The 18,420-nt window shown below is 60.8% G+C and carries 16 protein-coding genes; 10 read left to right on the top strand and 6 right to left on the bottom strand.

What is annotated here, in order from left to right:
- Positions 1–29: 29 nt before the first annotated feature.
- The 3 genes from GA0061103_RS15635 to GA0061103_RS15625 all read right to left on the bottom strand — a co-directional run bounded on the left by GA0061103_RS15635 (position 30) and on the right by GA0061103_RS15625 (position 2,659).
- Entirely contained in the window at positions 30–773 is a 744-nt protein-coding gene (locus GA0061103_RS15635; protein ID WP_092712567.1) for a TerC family protein, read from the bottom strand.
- Between the two features lie 247 nt (positions 774–1,020).
- Complete coding sequence (locus GA0061103_RS15630) at positions 1,021–1,860, bottom strand: GyrI-like domain-containing protein (protein ID WP_092712566.1); 840 nt, start codon at positions 1,858–1,860, stop codon at positions 1,021–1,023.
- Between the two features lie 112 nt (positions 1,861–1,972).
- Complete coding sequence (locus GA0061103_RS15625; protein WP_092712565.1) at positions 1,973–2,659, bottom strand: TetR/AcrR family transcriptional regulator; 687 nt, start codon at positions 2,657–2,659, stop codon at positions 1,973–1,975.
- A 163-nt stretch (positions 2,660–2,822) separates the two neighbouring features.
- Between GA0061103_RS15625 and GA0061103_RS15620 the strand changes: the two genes are divergently transcribed.
- The 5 genes from GA0061103_RS15620 to xylA all read left to right on the top strand — a co-directional run bounded on the left by GA0061103_RS15620 (position 2,823) and on the right by xylA (position 9,878).
- On the top strand, positions 2,823–4,043 hold the full coding sequence (locus tag GA0061103_RS15620) for an HlyD family secretion protein (protein WP_092712564.1): 1,221 nt from the start codon (positions 2,823–2,825) through the stop codon (positions 4,041–4,043).
- 26 nt (positions 4,044–4,069) lie between these two features.
- On the top strand, positions 4,070–5,674 hold the full coding sequence (locus GA0061103_RS15615; protein WP_092712563.1) for a DHA2 family efflux MFS transporter permease subunit: 1,605 nt from the start codon (positions 4,070–4,072) through the stop codon (positions 5,672–5,674).
- Between the two features lie 147 nt (positions 5,675–5,821).
- Entirely contained in the window at positions 5,822–6,847 is a 1,026-nt protein-coding gene (locus tag GA0061103_RS15610; RefSeq protein ID WP_092712562.1) for a LacI family DNA-binding transcriptional regulator, read from the top strand.
- Between the two features lie 37 nt (positions 6,848–6,884).
- Entirely contained in the window at positions 6,885–8,342 is a 1,458-nt protein-coding gene (gene xylB, locus GA0061103_RS15605) for a xylulokinase (protein WP_092712561.1), read from the top strand.
- Positions 8,343–8,567: 225 nt separating this feature from the next.
- The gene (gene xylA / locus GA0061103_RS15600) at positions 8,568–9,878 is read left to right on the top strand and encodes a xylose isomerase (RefSeq protein ID WP_092712560.1); all 1,311 of its coding nucleotides are present in this window, start codon (positions 8,568–8,570) and stop codon (positions 9,876–9,878) included.
- Here the strand turns inward: xylA and GA0061103_RS15595 are convergent.
- Together GA0061103_RS15595 and GA0061103_RS15590 are read right to left on the bottom strand one after the other, a co-directional pair.
- Positions 9,869–10,273: a VOC family protein gene (locus GA0061103_RS15595; protein ID WP_092712836.1), complete on the bottom strand. Its 405-nt coding sequence runs from the start codon at positions 10,271–10,273 to the stop codon at positions 9,869–9,871. The genes xylA and GA0061103_RS15595 overlap by 10 nt on opposite strands.
- A 12-nt stretch (positions 10,274–10,285) precedes the next feature.
- Complete coding sequence (locus tag GA0061103_RS15590) at positions 10,286–11,311, bottom strand: LacI family DNA-binding transcriptional regulator (protein ID WP_092712559.1); 1,026 nt, start codon at positions 11,309–11,311, stop codon at positions 10,286–10,288.
- A gap of 167 nt (positions 11,312–11,478) precedes the next feature.
- Here GA0061103_RS15590 and GA0061103_RS15585 point away from each other — a divergent pair, with 167 nt between their 5' ends.
- The 5 genes from GA0061103_RS15585 to GA0061103_RS15565 all read left to right on the top strand — a co-directional run bounded on the left by GA0061103_RS15585 (position 11,479) and on the right by GA0061103_RS15565 (position 17,888).
- On the top strand, positions 11,479–13,002 hold the full coding sequence (locus GA0061103_RS15585) for a sugar ABC transporter ATP-binding protein (protein WP_092712558.1): 1,524 nt from the start codon (positions 11,479–11,481) through the stop codon (positions 13,000–13,002).
- Positions 13,003–13,063: 61 nt separating this feature from the next.
- Entirely contained in the window at positions 13,064–14,074 is a 1,011-nt protein-coding gene (locus GA0061103_RS15580; RefSeq protein ID WP_092712557.1) for an ABC transporter permease, read from the top strand.
- 66 nt (positions 14,075–14,140) lie between these two features.
- Entirely contained in the window at positions 14,141–15,088 is a 948-nt protein-coding gene (locus GA0061103_RS15575; RefSeq protein ID WP_092712556.1) for a substrate-binding domain-containing protein, read from the top strand.
- 266 nt (positions 15,089–15,354) lie between these two features.
- On the top strand, positions 15,355–16,407 hold the full coding sequence (locus GA0061103_RS15570; RefSeq protein ID WP_092712555.1) for a sugar phosphate isomerase/epimerase family protein: 1,053 nt from the start codon (positions 15,355–15,357) through the stop codon (positions 16,405–16,407).
- 293 nt (positions 16,408–16,700) lie between these two features.
- A complete protein-coding gene (locus tag GA0061103_RS15565; RefSeq protein WP_092712554.1) occupies positions 16,701–17,888 on the top strand; it encodes a Gfo/Idh/MocA family protein in 1,188 nt (395 codons plus the stop codon).
- A gap of 47 nt (positions 17,889–17,935) precedes the next feature.
- Here GA0061103_RS15565 and GA0061103_RS15560 read toward each other — a convergent pair whose 3' ends face one another.
- Positions 17,936–18,340, bottom strand: coding sequence for a DoxX family protein (locus GA0061103_RS15560; protein ID WP_092712553.1), 405 nt, complete (start codon positions 18,338–18,340; stop codon positions 17,936–17,938).
- Positions 18,341–18,420: the final 80 nt, after the last annotated feature.

The following is an 18,420-nucleotide window of genomic DNA, read 5'->3' as shown; positions in this document are numbered from 1 at the left end:
GCGCCCGTTCGAAGGCACGGCTTTCCCGATCAGTGACCGCCCGAGGTCTTTTTCCGGCGGTTGCGCGCCATCATGTTCAGCACTTCCACGAGGGCGGAGAAGGCCATGGCGGCGTAGATGTAGCCCTTGGGAACATGCACGCCCATGCCTTCGGCGATCAACGTCGTGCCGATCATCAGCAGGAAGGCGAGCGCCAGCATGACGATGCTCGGGTTCTTCTCGATGAAGTTCGCAAGCGGGTTTGCTGCGACCAGCATGACCGTGACTGCGGCGATAACGGCGACGAACATGATCGGCAGGTGCGGCGTCATGCCGACGGCGGTGATGATGCTGTCGACCGAGAAGACCAGATCGAGCAGCAGGATCTGGCCGATCGCTGCGGCGAAGGTCGATGTCGTCGATTTGGCGATGAAGTCTTCGCCCTGTTCCTGGGGATCGACATTATGATGGATCTCCTTCGTCGCTTTCCAGACGAGGAAGAGGCCGCCGCCGATCAAGATCATGTCCTTCCAGGAGAAGCCTTGACCGAAAATTTCGAAGACGGGCTGGGTCAGCTGAACGATCCAGGCGACGGTTCCGAGCAGCGCAAGGCGCATGACGAGGGCGAGGCCGATGCCGATCTTACGGGCTCTGTCGCGATGTTCCGGCGGCAGCTTGTTGGTGAGGATCGAGATGAAGATGAGGTTGTCGATGCCGAGGACCACCTCCATGACGACAAGGGTGATGAGTGCCACCCATGCGGCGGGATCCTGCAGCAACCCAACAATATCCATAGACGATTTCCCCTTTCGTCAGCATTCGCCGATGCTGACCCCCAGCTCCGGCCTTTCCAGAATGGCCGTAATGTAAGGAGCGCAGTCGTCCGTACAAGCGGTGCCGTCAATTTCGTGGCGGCGGCGCATGTTTCCTAAAGCGCGTCGCGATCCTTCATATTCGCTTCTTGCGCTTTAGGTTTTTGGTTTTACGCATGTCGTTATCGCAAAACCGCTGCACAGTTTTGCGCGACATGCTTTCAGGCTTTCAGGCTTTCAGGGGTATCCATATCTCCGTCACACCCATGCCGGTGCGTGGGTCGAAGCGGTCGTCATAGCGTTCCATCATGTCGGGCGTGCCCGCGTGCTGATGACCTGATTGCGGCAGCCATTCGCCGAAGATCTGGTGTACCGTGGCGGAGATGCCGGAGATATGACCGCGATGCGTGAAGACCGCATAACGCTGCTGCGGCAGTTTTATGGTGACGAAACCTTCGGGCAAGTCATCCGTGCCGGTGACTTCGGCGGCCGACATATAGCGGAAGTCTTCGCTGTTGCCGTCGACCTGGGTACAGATGCCATAGGCGGCATTGCCGATCTGGCCTGGAATATGGCCGAAATGCTGGTTGAATTTCTGCCAGAGCGAAGGGATCGCCTGTGTGGCTTCATGGGCATAGATTTCCGCAAGGCCGGCAAGCAGCATTGCGGGATGGGTCTCGAAACGTGGGGCATCGAGTTTGGGAAGGCGGGTGTCATCCATTCTGATCGGCTCCCGTAGAGCGAGGTTGCGAACGTGCCCTTGCTTGCGCAGGCTTTCCGGCGTCATGCCGAATTGATCGCGGAAGGCACGGGTGAAGGCCTCGTGCGAGCCGTAGCCGGCATCGAGGGCAACCTGGAGAATGGAAGAAGAACTATCGACCAAGGCAAGAGCTGCCCCGCTGAGGCGGCGACTGCGGATATAGCTGCTGATCGAGTGGCCTGTGGTCATACCGAAGACGCGCGACAGGTGATAGCGCGACAGCCCGGCGGTCTCGGCGATTTCATCGAGCGAGATGTCGGACGCAAAATGGCTTTCGATAAACCATATCGCTCTTCCGATCGCGCTCATCTTCAACTCCCCTGGTTGCCGGGCCAGTCATAGGCGACCGGCCGCTGCACCGCTTGATCGCTGTTGCGGAGTTGGACCGCTAACCGCTTCATCGGCAACAAGGGAAGGGCATTCAGTCCCGGCTCTGGCGATCGGTGCCGTAAGCCGCGAGGAAGACGCGGACGGCGCCGCGCACGACATAGTCGATTTCCTCTATCGAAGGAGGGGCCTCCATGTCGCCGAACAGCCGCAATTTGAAGTAGCCGCCACTGGCCATTTCAAGGAACTGACGCGCAGCCAGGTCGAAATCCTGTATCTCCACGCTGCCTACTTCGGCCTTGCGCTCCAGAAAGCCGCGCAACACGGTGCGCAGGTTGTCGGGACCGGTAAAGAAGCGCTGACAGAGCGATGGCATACGTTCGCGCACACCGACGACGGTCCGCATGGCGCTGATGGTCTTATCCGACGTGACGTGCGTCGCAAACACCTTGCCGAACTCAAGAAGGCTGGAAGCAATATCGGCGTCATCGACAAGAGCGGCACGCACGATTTCGACGAAATGCGCGCGTTCACTGTTTACGATGGCGGCAAACAGATCTTCCTTGTTGGCGAAATAGACGTAGAGAGTGCCCTTGGAAACGCCCGCCTCGCGGGTGACGTCGTTCATGCTCGCCGCATCGAAGCCCATTTTCATAAAGACGCGCTTGGCGCCTTCGAGAATTTGATGACGCTTGGCCGGATCTTCGCCGGCCGCCCAGCGTCCACCGGAGCCTGGTGCGGGCGCGTTCAATACAGCGGCATTTTGCGGTTCGTGTTTCATCGTCTCCTTCAATCGATCACTTTTTCTGATTCTTCAACATATTCGACAACTAAATCGAACCGTTCAGTTCGATATCTCTTGATATGGAATGAAAAAGGCTCTATGTCAATTGAACCGAACCGTTCGGTTCGATTAATTTACCAAGATTTTCGGTGGTAGGGAAATGTCGTCAAGTCATGGAAACAATGTAGCGCGCATCGTGGACGAGCCTGCAGATGCTGAGGTGGAAGCCCGCGAAGCCGGCGTGTCTGCTGAGGCTCCTGCGGCTGAAACGCGCGGCAATCCCGCCCCCGCCCAGGCTGCGCCCACTGCTCCGGCCCCTGCGGCCCCACCGCCGCCAGAGAAGAAGCGGCGCAGCCTGGCCCTCCCGATCATTGTCGTCATCGCTCTCGCAGCCGGCGGCTGGTACGGCTATGACTGGTGGACGGATGGCCGCTTCATGGTCTCCACCGACGACGCCTATATCGGCGGCGATATCGCGACTATTCAGCCGAAGGTGACGGGCTATGTCGCCAAGGTGAACGTCGTGGCCAACCAGCAGGTCAAGGCCGGCGACGTGCTCGCCACACTCGATGACGGTGACTACAAGCTGGCGCTCGGCCAGGCTCAAGCCTCGCTCGATACCGAACAGCTTTCGCTCCATACCATCGATGCTCAGATCGCTGCCGGCCAGGCAGCCCTTGCCCAGTCGCAGGCGCAGAAGGTTGCCCTGGAAGCCACGGTCCGCGGCGCCCAGATCACCCAGACGCGCGCTGCCGAACTGCAATCGAAGTCGGTCGGCACCACGGCCGCTTTGGATAGCGCCAATATCGCGCTTGATCAGGCCAAGGCCAATCTGGTCGGCGGCGACGCCGCCATCGCATCCGCACAGGCCAACATCAACCTGCTGCAGGCCCAGCGCCGGCAGGCCGAAAGCACGATCAAGGGTCTCGAAGCCGCCCGTGACAAAGCTGCCCGCGATCTGTCCTTTACCGTGTTGAAGGCGCCTTACGACGGCATCGTCGGCAATCGCTCGGTGCAGGAAGGCGATCTCGTCTCTCCCGGCCAGAAGCTGATGGCGATCGTGCCGATCCGCCAGCTCTATATCGATGCGAACTTCAAGGAAACGCAGATCCAGCACTTGGTTCCCGGTTCCAAGGTCAATGTCCATGTCGATGCCTATAGCGATCATCCAATCGTCGGCACCGTAGAATCGATCTCGCCGGCCTCCGGCTCGGTCTTCTCGCTGCTGCCGCCGGAAAACGCGACAGGTAATTTCACCAAGATCATCCAGCGCGTGCCTGTCCGCATCGCACTGCCGCAGGATGCGCTCAATACCGGCCGTCTGCGCGCAGGCCTCAGCGTCGTCGTCGACGTCGATACCCGCACGGCACCGGACAAGTAAGCGATCTAGCTCGGGAGAGACGCGCCATGTCGTCCGCCAGCACTACAGCCGGGTCGCCCCCACGCGCGGCCGGTCCCGCCGCGCCTGCGGCCGATCACATCGACACGAGAAAGCTCATCGCCTTCCTGGCGATGGTGCTCGGCATGTTCATGTCGATCCTCGACATTCAGATCGTTTCCGCGTCGCTCAGCGAAATCCAGGCCGGCCTCAGCGCCGGCTCGGATGAAATCGGCTGGGTGCAGACGGCCTATCTGATCGCCGAAGTCATCATGATCCCGCTGTCGGGAACGTTGGCACGCATCATTTCGACGCGCTATCTGTTCGCAATCTCGGCCGCCGGCTTCACCGCGGCGAGCGCGCTTGCCGCGACCGCCACCAACATCGACCAGATGATCATCTACCGCGCCCTGCAGGGCTTCATCGGCGGCGGCATGATCCCCTCGGTGTTTGCGGCGGCCTTCACGATCTTCCCGCCGTCGAAGCGCAACGTCGTTTCGCCGATCATCGGCCTGATCGCCACGCTCGCGCCGACGATCGGCCCGACCGTCGGCGGCTATCTGTCCAACGCCTTTTCCTGGCACTGGCTGTTCCTGGTCAATATCCCGCCGGGTATCGTCGTTGCCATCGTCACCTGGAACTTCATCGATTTCGACAAGCCCGAGCTGTCGCTTTTCAAGAAGTTCGATTGGTGGGGCCTGATTTCGATGGGCGTTTTCCTTGGCGCGCTGGAATATGTGCTCGAGGAAGGCAATACCAACGACTGGTTCAACGACAATTATATCGTTGCCGGCGCCATCGCCTCCGCCATCGGTGCAGTCATCTTCTTCTACCGTGCCTTCACGGTCGAATTCCCCGTGGTCGATCTCAGGGCCTTCACGAACAAGAACTTCTCCTTCGGGTCGATGTTCTCCTTCGTCATGGGCATCGGCCTCTACGGCTTGACCTATATCTACCCGCTCTATCTCGCGCGTATCCGGGGCTACGATTCACTGCAGATCGGCGAGACGATGTTCGTCTCCGGCCTCACCATGTTCTTCACGGCGCCGCTTGCCGGCTTCCTGTCGAGCAAGGTCGACCTGCGCATCCTGATGATCATCGGCTTCACCAGCTTCTCGGCCGGTACCTACATCATGATGCATCTGACGGTGGACTGGGATTTCTGGGAGCTGATGATCCCGCAGATCCTGCGCGGTTTCGGCCTGATGCTCTGCATGGTGCCGATCAACAATATTGCGCTGGGAACCATGCCGCCCGCCCGCATGCGCGGGGCGTCGGGCCTGTTCAACCTGACGCGTAACCTCGGCGGCGCCGTCGGTCTCGCAATCATCAACACGCTACTGACGAACAGGCAGGACCAGCATTATTTCAACCTGCGCGACCATATCCATTGGGGCAACCAGGTGGCTGTCGATCAGCTGAACAACATGGCCGCCAGCTTCAATGCCGCTGGCCTGAACGGTGATCAGGCTGCGCTCCGGCAGATGGTCAACATGGCGACACAACAGGCTGTCGTCATGTCCTTCGGGGATATTTTCCTGATGCTGACCGTGCTGTTCCTGGCGATGATCCTTGGCGTGCTGATGCTGAGCAAGCCGGGTGCGCCAGGTGGCGGCGGTGGCGGAGGCCACTGATCCCGCCTCAAAGATTGCTCCCAAGGCATGGCCCCTCCTCGCGAGGGGCCTTTTTTATTTGCGGTCGTAGACGGAAAATCCAGCGCTTCGAAATTTTTGATTTACGTACATCAAAAATCGCAGTAAGGATTTTGGCAGGAGGAGCCGATGAGACCGACCGTGCATGACATTGCCGCCGCTGCGGGCGTCAGCCTCGCCACCGTGGACCGCGTCTTGAACCAGCGGCCGGGTGTGCGGCTGGTGACGCGGGAAAAGGTCGAGGAGGCAATCAGGCAGATCGGCTATATCCGCGATGTCGCTGCCGCCAATCTGGCCAAGGGTCGCGTCTATCCTCTCGTTTTCATTGTGCCGACTGGCGACAATTCCTTCATGCATGGGCTTCGCTTCGAGGTGCATCAGGCAATCTTGCGGGCCAGCATAGAGCGTACGGACATCCGCATTGTCGAGGTGCCGGCTTTCGATGTGCCGGCGCTGGTTTCGGTGCTGGATGCATTGCAGGGACAGAAAGTCGCCGGTGTTGCGCTGGTGGCGACCGATGCGCCAGCGGTTGTAGCCGCGGTCGACCGGCTCGTGTCGGACCGTATTCCGGTCGTTACGCTGGTCTCAGATCTCACCGATTCCACTAGGCATCACTATGCCGGCATCGACAATATTGCCGCTGGGCGCACGGCCGCACGGTTGCTTGGGCGGTTCCTCGGTGGTCGCGAAGGTGATCTCACCGTGCTTGCTGGCTCGATGCTGGTGCGCGACCATCGCGAGCGCCTGCAGGGCTTTTCCGCCGTGATGGCCGAGGAGTTTCCCAAGCTGCGACTGCTGCCCGTGCTGGAAGGGCGTGACGATCCCGAGCGGACGAAAACGCTCGTTTCCAAAGCGCTCTCCGCAAGCAAGGATATCATCGGCGTCTACAGCCTTGGCGCCGGTAATCGGGGCCTGATTGCGGCCCTGAAGGCTATCCGGCCCGAGCGCGAGCTGACGGTGGTCGTGCACGAGCTGACGCAGCATACGCGCGCGGCGCTGTTGGACGGTACGATCGATGCTGTCCTTAATCAGGATGCCGGCCATGAGGTGCGCAGTGCCATCCGCGTCATGAAGGCGACCGCCGACGGCCAGGCCGTCATTGCCGATCAGGAGCGCATTCGTCTCGACATTTTCTTGAAAGATAATCTGCCCTGAGCATTCGAACATGGCAGCGCATAGGGAGTAACATCTGATGTATTTGGGTCTCGATCTCGGAACGTCCGGCGTCAAAGCGATGCTGATCGACGGCAATCAGAAGATCATCGGGTCTGCCCATGGCGACCTTGATGTCTCGCGCCCGCATCCCGGCTGGTCGGAGCAGGATCCGGCACACTGGATTCGCGCGAGCGAAGAAGCCATTGCCGGGCTGAAGGCGGCGCATCCGAAGGAGCTGGCGGCCGTGCGCGGCATCGGCCTGTCCGGCCAGATGCACGGCGCGACGCTGCTTGATACCGACGACAAGGTGCTGCGTCCCTGCATTCTCTGGAACGACACCCGCAGCTACCATGAGGCTGCAGCTCTCGATTCCGATCCTCGCTTCCGTGCGCTGACCGGCAATATTGTTTTCCCCGGCTTCACCGCGCCCAAGCTCGCCTGGGTCGCAAAGAACGAGCCGGAGATATTCTCCAAAGTGCGCTGGGTGCTGCTGCCGAAGGACTATCTGCGTCTTTGGCTGACGGGCGAGCACATGTCGGAAATGTCCGATTCCGCCGGCACCTCCTGGCTCGATACCGGCAAGCGCAAATGGTCGTCCGAGCTGCTGGCGGCGACCAATCTCGATGAGAAGCAGATGCCGACGCTGGTCGAAGGCACCGAGGCAGCCGGCAAGCTGCGTGGCGAACTGGCCTCGAAGTGGGGCATTGCCGGCGATGTCGTCGTGGCCGGCGGGGCAGGGGACAATGCCGCTTCGGCTTGCGGCATGGGTACGGTCAGCCACGGCGCCGCCTTCGTTTCGCTTGGCACGTCAGGCGTTCTCTTTGCGGCCAACGGTTCCTATCTGCCGAAGCCGGAAAGCGCCGTGCATGCCTTCTGCCACGCGCTTCCCAACACCTGGCATCAGATGGGCGTCATCCTTTCGGCAACCGATGCGCTCAACTGGCATTCGCATGTGACGGGCAAGTCTGCCGCCGAACTCACGATCGAGCTAGGCGATACGCTGAAGGCGCCGACGAGCGTTACCTTCCTTCCCTATCTTTCGGGCGAACGCACGCCGCACAATGATGCGACGATCCGCGGCGCCTTCATCGGTCTCGGCCATGAAAGCGGCCGCGCGGTACTGACGCAGGCCGTGCTCGAAGGTGTGTCCTTCGCCATCCGCGACAATCTGGAAGCGCTGCGCTCTGCCGGTACCGACATTGCACGCGTGACGGCCATCGGCGGCGGGTCGCGCTCGCGCTATTGGCTGGCCTCGATCGCGACTGCACTCGGCGTGCCTGTCGACTTGCCGGCGGACGGCGATTTCGGTGCGGCCTTTGGTGCCGCGCGTCTCGGACTAATTGCCGCCACCGGCGCAGACCCGGTCGCGGTCTGCACCCCACCGCAGACGGCTGGAACGATCGATCCCGTGGCGTCGCTGACGGATGCCTATACGGATGCCTACAAGCGTTACCGGGCGGTTTATCCGGCGATCAAGCCGCTGTCGGCGCATTGAAATACTGCGGCTCAAAGCCCCTCATCCGCCCTGTCGGGCACCTTCTCCCCGTTGGTACGGGGAGAAGGGGATGGGCGCACCTCCACCGTCCCTCTCGCCTCTGAAGCGCGCGAGGGTATGGAGGTCGTCCCCTCTCCCCGCGAGCGGGGAGAGGGCTAGGGTGAGGGGCAACGCCGCACGGTACGAACAACAACATACGAATACCAAAACCCAAGGAGACAAGACATGAGCACCGAATTTTTTGGTGACATCAGCAAAGTAAAGTACGAAGGCCCGGACAGCACCAACCCGCTGGCCTTCCGCTATTACAACAAGGACGAAGTTGTTGCCGGCAAACGGATGGAAGACCATCTGCGTTTCGCCGTTGCCTATTGGCACACCTTCACCTGGCCGGGTGGCGACCCCTTTGGCGGTCAGACCTTCCTGCGTCCCTGGTTCAACGAGACGATGGAAGCCGCCAAGCTGAAGGCAGACGTTGCCTTCGAATTCTTCACCCTGCTCGGCGCTCCCTACTATTGCTTCCACGATGCTGACGTGCGTCCGGAAGGCAAGAATTTCGCGGAGAACACCAAGAACCTCAACGAGATCGTCGACTACTTTGCCAAGAAGCAGGCTGAGACCGGCGTCAAGCTGCTCTGGGGCACGGCAAACCTCTTCTCCAACCGCCGCTTCATGTCGGGCGCCGCGACCAACCCCGATCCGGATGTCTTCGCCTTCTCGGCTGCGACCGTGAAGACCTGCATGGATGCGACCCACAAGCTCGGCGGCGAGAACTACGTTCTCTGGGGCGGTCGCGAAGGCTACGAGACGCTGCTCAACACCGACCTGAAGCGTGAAATGGACCAGATGGGTCGCTTCCTCAACCTCGTCGTCGAGTACAAGCATAAGATCGGCTTCAAGGGCACGATCCTGATCGAGCCGAAGCCGCAGGAGCCGACCAAGCACCAGTATGACTACGACGTAGCCACGGTTTATGGCTTCCTGAAGAAGTACGGCCTCGAGAACGAAGTGAAGCTCAATATCGAGCAGGGCCATGCGATCCTTGCCGGCCATTCCTTCGAGCACGAGCTGGCGCTTGCCAACGCGCTCGGTGTCTTCGGCTCGATCGACATGAACCGCAACGACTACCAGTCCGGCTGGGATACCGACCAGTTCCCGAACAATGTTCCGGAAATGACGCTGGCCTACTACCAGGTTCTGGCGGGCGGCGGTTTCAAGTCGGGCGGCACCAACTTCGACGCCAAGCTGCGCCGTCAGTCGCTCGATCCGGAAGATCTGCTCATCGGCCACATCGGCGGCATGGATTGCTGTGCACGCGGCCTGAAGGCAGCTGCCAAGATGATCGAGGACAAGGCGCTCTCCCAGCCGCTCGCAGACCGTTACGCCGGCTGGGATTCGGCTGAGGGACAGAAGCTGCTGCGCGGCGAATATTCGCTCGACCAGATCGCCCAGTGGGTCGAGACGAAGGACGTCAATCCGCAGCCGAAGTCCGGCAAGCAGGAACTGCTCGAAAACATCGTCAATCGTTACGTTTGATCGATAGCTCCGGGAGGCGGTGTTCCATCGCCTCCCGATTTCAGCCTGAAGGCGCGGCTGGAAATCGCTATAGGGTTTCCAGAGGGGTCCTTGGCATTGGCAAAGACATAACCGTCTGCCTGATGCAAAGGTCCGAACTCCAGTCCCTCTTCAGCACACTTAGCGCGGAAAGCTTCGACATGCTCGACGTCGAAGACCAGCTTTACCAGCACCTGGCCCATTTTCTGCGCCTTGCCTGCCGGATGGATCATCAGATTGGCACCGCCATCCTGCGCGAGCAGCTCAACAATCCGATCGCCCTCCAGGCGGAGTGGCTTGAACCCAAAATGCTTTTCGTAAAAGCTGACGGTCGCCTCGACATCGCGGACATAGAGCGTGATTCTGCCGAGCGGCATCGTTGTGCCCACTTATCGTCGGGCGCGCGATGGTGCGGAAACCGTGTTTCGCACCACCAGATCCGGCCGCAGCAGGATCTCCGTCTCAGGCGGTTCGCCATCCGAAAGCAGTTCCAGCAGCAGCGCCATCGCATGCTTGCCGATGGCGGTGCGCGGTTGCCTGATCGTCGTCAGCGACGGCGTCATGAACACCGCCTGCGGCACGTCGTCGAAACCGGTGACCGAAAAATCCTCGGGGATATCGTAGCCGCGTGTCTTCAGGCCGATCATCACGCCGATCGCCGTTTGGTCGTTCACGCACATGAAGGCTGTCGGCAGCGTATCGCGCATGAAGAGCTGCTCGACGGCCAGCCGCCCGCTCTCGATGGTGCCGTCGCCTTCAAGCACGATGCGCAGATCATGGCCGATGCCAGCGGCATCCAGCCCGGCTTCATAGCCCATACGCCGGCGGCTATAGGCGAGCCGGGTGCGGGAATCGCCGATGAAGGCGATCTTGCGATGGCCCTCGGCGATCAAGAGGTCCACGGCCTTGCGTGCGCCGGCGATATCGTCGACGCCGACATAGGGAATGCCGCCATTGAAAACCGGTTCGAAAACGCCGACGCTTGGCGGCAGCCGTGCCGTCATGGTCTGGTGGCCGAAGGGCAGTATGCCGGTAAAAAGGATCAGCCCCGCCGCCTGGTTGGAGTTCAAAAACTTCAGATATTCCAGCCCGCGCTGCGCGTCGTTTTGTGTGTGACCGATGAGGATGCCATAGCCGTGCGAACGCGCCTCATTCTCCAGGCCGATGAGAATATTGGAGAAATTCGGATCGCCGATATCGGGGGCGACGACGAGAATCATGTTCGAACGGCCGAGCCTCAGGCTGCGCGCCATGGCATTGGTCGTATAGCCGGTAACGGCGATCGCCTGGTTGACTTTCAGCCGCGTGGAATTGGCGACTTTTTCCGGTGTGTGGATGGCCCGCGAAACCGTTGCTATCGAAACATTGGCAATGCGGGCGACGTCTTCGATAGTTGCGGGCGTGGAATTCGACACTGCGCTCTGCCTTGGGGTCTCGTCTGGGGCCGGAGACTACACAGACTTACGTTGAGGTCAAAGGTGACTGCGGAAAATAGTGCGATATCCAATGATGTAAACCTTTACACAGGATATGTAAAGGTTTACATACCTTCGAAAGCGGGTGGGACCGCAGGGAGGATTCAATGAGTTCGGAAGCCGTCGACGGTACTGTCGTGCTGTCTGCGAGAGGGGTATCCAAATCCTTCAGCGGCGTGCAGGTGCTGTTCAGCGTCAACTTCGATCTTCGGGCCGGCGAGATCCATGCGCTCATGGGCGAGAACGGCGCCGGCAAGTCGACGTTGGTCAAGGTCCTGTCCGGTTTCGAGCAGCCGACCTCCGGCGAGATTTTGCTCGATAGCAAGCCGGTGAAGCTGCCGCCGAATGGCGCCGCCGAGGCGCTCGGCATCGTCATCATCCACCAGGAATTCAATCTCGCTGAGCATCTGACCGTTACCGAGAGCCTGTTTCTCGGCCGCGAAGTTACCCGCTTCGGCGTGCTCGATCGCAAGTATATGCGCGCCGAGACGCGGCGCGTGCTCGATCTGCTCGGCTCGCATGTCGACGAGAACGCCATCATCAGCACGCTCTCCATCGCCGACAAGCAGATGGTGGAGATCGCCAAGGCGATCAGCCGTGATGCCCGTATCGTCTTCATGGACGAGCCGACCGCCGTTCTCTCGCGCGAGGAGACCAATTTCCTGTTCAAACAGGTGCGCAAGCTGCGCGATCAGGGGACGAGCTTCGTCTTCGTCTCCCACAAGCTCGATGAGGTCATGGAATTGACGGATCGGGTCACGGTACTGCGCGACGGCCAATGGGTGAAGACATCGCCGACCTCGCTGCTCGATGGCGAATCGATCGCCCAGCTGATGGTCGGGCGCGAGCTCTCGAGCCTCTATCCGGCCAAGAACGAGCCCGATGTCGACGAAAAGGTGGTGCTGAGCGTCACCTCGGTTTCGACGGGCTATGTCCATGATGCGAGCTTCGAGCTGCGCAAGGGTGAGATTCTCGGCTTTTCCGGCATGATCGGCTCCGGCCGTACCGAGCTGATGGAGGCGATCGTCGGTCTGCGCTCGCGCGCCGCCGGCGAGGTCGTCGCCAACGGCCAAACGGTGCCGCCGCATGATGTGCATGCGGCGATCGGCGCCGGGCTTGCCTATATGACCAAGGATCGCAAGTCCAAGGGGCTTCTCCTGAATTCGGGCATGGTCGTCAACCTGACCCTGCAGTCGCTCGACCTGCACGGCAAGTTCGGCTATCTGAGCGCCTCCAGCGAGGCCGATGCGCTGGCACGGGCGCGCCGCCGCTTCGACATCCGGGTGAGGGACGGAAATATCGTCGCCGGGCGCATGTCGGGCGGCAATCAGCAGAAGCTGCTTCTGGCGAAGGTCATGGAGACCGAGCCGCAGATCATCATTATCGACGAGCCCACACGCGGCATCGATGTCGGCACCAAGCAGCAGATCTATCATTTCATTTCGGCGCTGGCGCGCGACGGCCATTCGATCATCGTGATCTCTTCGGAAATGCCCGAGGTTATCGGGCTTTGCACGCGGATCGCCGTCATGCGCGAGGGCCGTATCGTCGGCGTGCTCGAAGGCGACGAGATCTCCGAGCAAGAAATCATGCGTTATGCGGCAGGCCTGAAGAAAAAGACCGCCGCCTGAACGGGCGGCACAGGACAGGGCGAATTCCCAGCAATCATGGGATGGGAGGTTGGTTTTGGTTATGAGCGTGGGCGAAGACAGCAGCGGCAAGACAGGCCGGCGCGGGCGTTCCTGGCGGGATGTCGATCTTAGAGCCGTTGCACCGTTTGCAGCGCTGGCTCTGCTTTTGATCGTGGGCGCATTGGTCAACCCGAACTTCATTGGCATTACCAATCTCACCAATGTCGCGACGCGGTGTGCCTTCATCGCCATCATTGCCGTTGGCGCGACCTTCGTCATTTCGGCCGGCGATCTCGATCTGTCCGTCGGCGCCATGGTCGCGTTCGTTGCCAGCTTGATGATCCTCTTCATGAACTCGGGCGTCATCGCCGACCCCTCTATGATGCTGGCGGCTGCCGTGTTGTTCTCGGTCGTTGCCGGTCTCCTTTGCGGCCTCGCCAATGGGCTGATTACCACCATGGGCAAGATCGAGCCGTTCATCGCGACGCTCGGCACGATGGGCGTCTATCGCGGCTTGACGACCTGGCTGTCGCAGGGCGGTGCCATCACCTTGCGGCCGGCGGATATTCAGGCGCTCTACAAGCCCGCCTATTATGGCTCCGTGCTCGGCGTGCCGGTGCCGATCGTGGTCATCCTCGTCGTCACCTGCATCGCGGCCTTCATTCTCTACCGCACCCGCTATGGACGGCATGTGATTGCTGTCGGCTCCAACCGTGACGTTGCGCGTTATTCCGGCGTAGCGGTCAACCGCGTGCGCACGGTCGCCTTCGTCATCCAGGGTCTTTGCGTGGCGGTCGCCGTGCTTCTCTATGTGCCGCGGCTTGGTTCGACCTCGGCGACGACGGGCAGCCTGTGGGAGTTGCAGGCGATCACGGCGGTCGTCGTCGGCGGTACGGCGCTGAAGGGTGGGGCGGGCAGGGTATGGGGCACGATCTGCGGCGCCTTCATTCTCGAACTCGTCGGCAACATCATGCTGCTTTCCAATTTCATCAGCGAGTATCTGCTCAGCGCCATCCAGGGTGCGATCATCATCATCGCCATGCTGGTTCAGCGTTCGCTTGCTCGCAAATAGCGAATAACCGGGTTAGGGGGCGCCCGGTCGTCAGAACAAGGCCCTGTTTCTTTGTGGGAGGATAAAATGCGAAAAAGACTATTGGGCGTGGCTGTCGTAATGGCGGCTCTGGCCGGTACCGTGCATGCCGCAGACAAGAAGGTGACCATCGGCGTTTCCATTCCGGCCGCCGACCATGGCTGGACCTCGGGCGTGGTGTTCCATGCCGAGCGCGTCGCCAAGCTCTTGATGGCGGAACATCCGGGGCTGAACGTCATCGTCAAGACCTCGCCGGATGCCGCAAGCCAGGCAAACGCCGTGCAGGATCTGGAGACGCAGGGTATCGACGCCCTGGTGATCCTGCCGTCTGATCCGGACCCGCTCGTCAACGCCATCAAGGAAGTCAAGGACAAGGGCAAGTTCGTGACGCTCGTCGACCGTGCGCCGAGCAACAACGACAATTCCGTCCGCGACCTCTATGTCGCCGGCAACAACCCGGCGCTTGGCCAGACGGCAGGCGAATACATCAAGGCCAACACGCCGGACGCACAGGTCGTCATAATCCGCGGCCTGCCGATCCCGATCGATCAGCAGCGGCAGGATGGCTTCGACAAGGGCATTGCCGGCTCGAACGTCAAGGTTCTCGACCGTCAGTACGGCAACTGGAACCGCGACGACGCCTTCAAGGTCATGCAGGACTACCTGACCAAGTTCCCGAAGATCGACGTCGTCTGGTGTCAGGATGACGACATGGCCGTCGGCGTGCTGCAGGCGATCGAGCAGGCCAAGCGTACCGACATCAAGTACGTCATTGCCGGTGCTGGTTCGAAGGACATGATCAAGAAGGTCATGGATGGCGACAAGCTGATCCCGGTCGACGTGCTCTATCCGCCGGCGATGGTCGGCACGGCCATGGCGCTGACGGCCGCCAACTTCTACGATCAGGTTCCGGTGCGTGGCAATTACATCCTCGACGCAACGCTCGTCACCAAGGACAATGCCAAGGACTTCTACTTCCCCGATTCACCATTCTGATCGGTCATTCGGTTGATTTTTCAAGGCGCCCGCCGGTTTCGGCGGGCGTTTTTTAAGTGTTCCATCAGCCCGGTTTTGCAGCGGATGGAAATTTTGCGGCACGTACCTCTTGCCGTCTGCGGCGTGCCGTGATTAGGTCGCAAGGCATTCGACTTTCAGCCCGACGACCCTATAGTTTTTGGAGGCTACGGCACCTTAGCCGCCTCGGATATGGGTCCGAAAGGCATCGGAAACGTTTACAGAACGCAATTTGGGAGGAATTACAGATGAAGACGATCAAGGGACCGGGCTTGTTTCTCGGCCAGTTCGCCGGCGATGCGGCGCCGTTCAACTCATGGGATTCGATCACGAAATGGGCTGCCGATGCCGGCTATATCGGCGTGCAGGTTCCGACCTGGGCAGGCCAGCTCATCGACCTGAAGAAGGCTGCCTCCTCCAAGGATTATTGCGACGAATTTGCCGGTGTCGCCCGCGCCAACGGCGTCGAGGTTACCGAGCTTTCCACCCATCTTCAGGGCCAGCTCGTCGCCGTGCATCCGGCCTATGACGAAGCCTTCGACGGCTTTGCGGCGCCGGAAGTGCGAGGGAATCCGAAGGCGCGTCAGGAATGGGCCGTCGAGCAGGTGAAGATGGCGCTGACCGCGTCGAAGCATCTCGGCATCAAGGCGCATGCGACCTTTTCCGGCGCGCTTGCCTGGCCCTTCATCTATCCCTGGCCGCAGCGCCCGGCCGGCCTCGTCGAAACAGCCTTCGAAGAGCTTGCCCGCCGCTGGACGCCGATCCTCAACCATGCCGACGAAAACGGCGTCGACGTCTGCTACGAAATCCATCCGGGTGAAGACCTACATGACGGCATCACCTTCGAGATGTTCCTGGAGCGCGTGAAGAACCATCCGCGCGCGAACATGCTCTACGATCCCTCGCACTATGTCCTGCAGTGCCTCGACTATCTCGAGAACATCGACATCTACAAGGACCGCATCAAGATGTTCCACGTCAAGGATGCGGAGTTCAACCCGACCGGGCGCCAGGGCGTCTATGGCGGCTATCAGGGTTGGGTCGAGCGCGCCGGCCGCTTCCGTTCGCTGGGCGATGGCCAGGTCGATTTCGGCGCCGTCTTCTCGAAGATGACCGCGAACAATTTCGATGGCTGGGCCGTGGTCGAATGGGAATGCGCGCTGAAGCATCCCGAAGACGGTGCTCGCGAGGGCTCCGAATTCGTCAAGGCGCACATCATCCGTGTGACGGAAAAGGCCTTTGACGATTTCGCCGGCAGCGGCACGGACCAGGCGGCCAACCGACGCATGCTGGGGCTGTAATCCAAAGCCTTCTCCCCGCACGTGCGGGGAGAAGGTGGAGGCCACCCTCGTCCTTCGAGGCTTCACTCCTTCGCACGAGCTCAGGAGGCTCCGCACCTCAGGATGAGGGCGGAGCGGCCGCTCGCGAAGCTCCACAAGAGCCATCTTCGGCATCGTCAGGCGGAAGGACGTGGTGTTGGCGTAATAGATCAGCCTCACCCTGAGGTGGCCCGCAGGGCCCTCGAAGGGCGGGGCGGGTGGCTTGGAATTGCAGGCACCAAGAACGCGAATTTTAATTCATTCAGGAGGACAAAATGGCAATCGAAGGATCATCGGAACAGACGCGGGAGCCGCGCATTCGGCTTGGCATGGTGGGCGGCGGCGCCGGTGCCTTCATCGGCGCGGTGCATCGCATCGCCGCGCGCATTGACGATCAATTCGATCTTATCGCCGGTGCGCTTTCGTCTTCGCCGGACAAGGCTGTTGCTTCTGGCCGCGATCTCGGTCTCGATCCCTCGCGCACCTATTCCAGCTATCGCGACATGGCGATCCGCGAAGCCAAGCTGAAGAACGGCATCGAAGCCGTTTCGATCGTCACGCCGAACCATGTCCACTATGACGCCGCCAAGGAATTCCTGCGCCGCGGTATCCACGTCATCTGCGACAAGCCGCTGACCTCCAATCTTGCCGACGCCAAGAAGCTAAAGAAGGTGGCCGACGAGAGCGGCGCGCTCTTCATCCTCACGCATAACTACACCGGCTATCCGATGGTCCGTCAGGCGCGCGAGATGGTTGAAAATGGCGAACTTGGCGATATCCGCATCGTGCAGGTGGAATATCCGCAGGACTGGTTGACCGAGAATATCGAGCAGTCCGGCCAGAAGCAGGCGGCATGGCGCACTGATCCCTCGCAGTCCGGCGCTGGCGGCTCCACGGGCGATATCGGCACGCATGCCTATAATCTCGCCTCCTTCGTCACCGGTCTTGAACTCGACAGCCTTGCCGCCGATCTCGACAGCTTCGTCGAAGGTCGCCGCCTCGACGACAACGGCCATGTGCTGTTGCGCTTCAAGGCGAAGGGTAAGGAAAAGCCGGCCAAGGGCATGCTCTGGTGCAGCCAGGTGGCGCCCGGCCATGAGAACGGCCTGAAGCTCCGCGTCTACGGCACCAAGGGCGGCATTGAGTGGACGCAGGCCGATCCGAACTATCTGTGGTACACGCCATTCGGCGATCAGAAGCGGTTGATCACCCGCAATGGTGCCGGCTCCGGCGCTGCCGCCGCTCGCGTCTCGCGCATCCCGTCGGGCCATCCGGAAGGCTATCTGGAAGCCTTCGCCACGATCTATACCGAGGCTGCGCGTGCCATCAATGCCCGCAAGAAGGGCGTGGCGGTCGATCCGGCCGTGATCTACCCGACCGTCGATGATGGCGTGAAGGGTGTAGCTTTCGTCGAGGCTTGCGTCGCCTCCTCGAAGCGCAACGGCGCCTGGGTCAAGCTCTAGGCTTGAAAGAGGTTTGAGGCGGTTTCGCCGCCTCAAACCTTGTCATCTCAGGCGGCAGCTTGCTGTTTGCGCTTTGTCAGCGCATCGAGGCTCAGCGGGCCACCACCGGCGCTGGCGAGAAACAGGAAGATGAAGCAGAAGAGGATGGCGGAAACGCCGCCGTTCTGCGCGGGGTAAAAGCTCTTCGGCGCGTGGGCCAGGAAATAAGCGAAAGCCATCAGGCCCGACAACACGAAGGAAGCGACCCGCGTCTGGAAGCCGATCAGGACAAGGAAGCCGAGAGTAAGCTCAAGCAGGCCGGCAATCCAGGACAGCGAGCCCACGGGCGGTACTGTTTCAGCCGCCGGGAAATGCAGCACCTTCTGCGTTCCGTAGCTGAACAACACAAGCGAAGCGACGATACGCAAGAGGCTCAGCAGGTGAGGGTGGAGGGCGTGGAGCGCAGGAAGCATTTGTATCCTTTCGTTGTCAGGTTTCAGTGCTACCCTCAATTGATCCCTCTCAAAAAGACAAGTCACGACTGTTGACATTG

It is taken from the genome of Martinezella multihospitum (genome assembly GCF_900094585.1).
GTDB classification, from domain to species: Bacteria; Pseudomonadota; Alphaproteobacteria; order Rhizobiales; family Rhizobiaceae; genus Rhizobium; species Rhizobium multihospitium.
The sequence above is the reverse complement of the archived record's forward strand: the minus strand, read 5'-3'. Positions and strand labels throughout refer to the sequence as shown.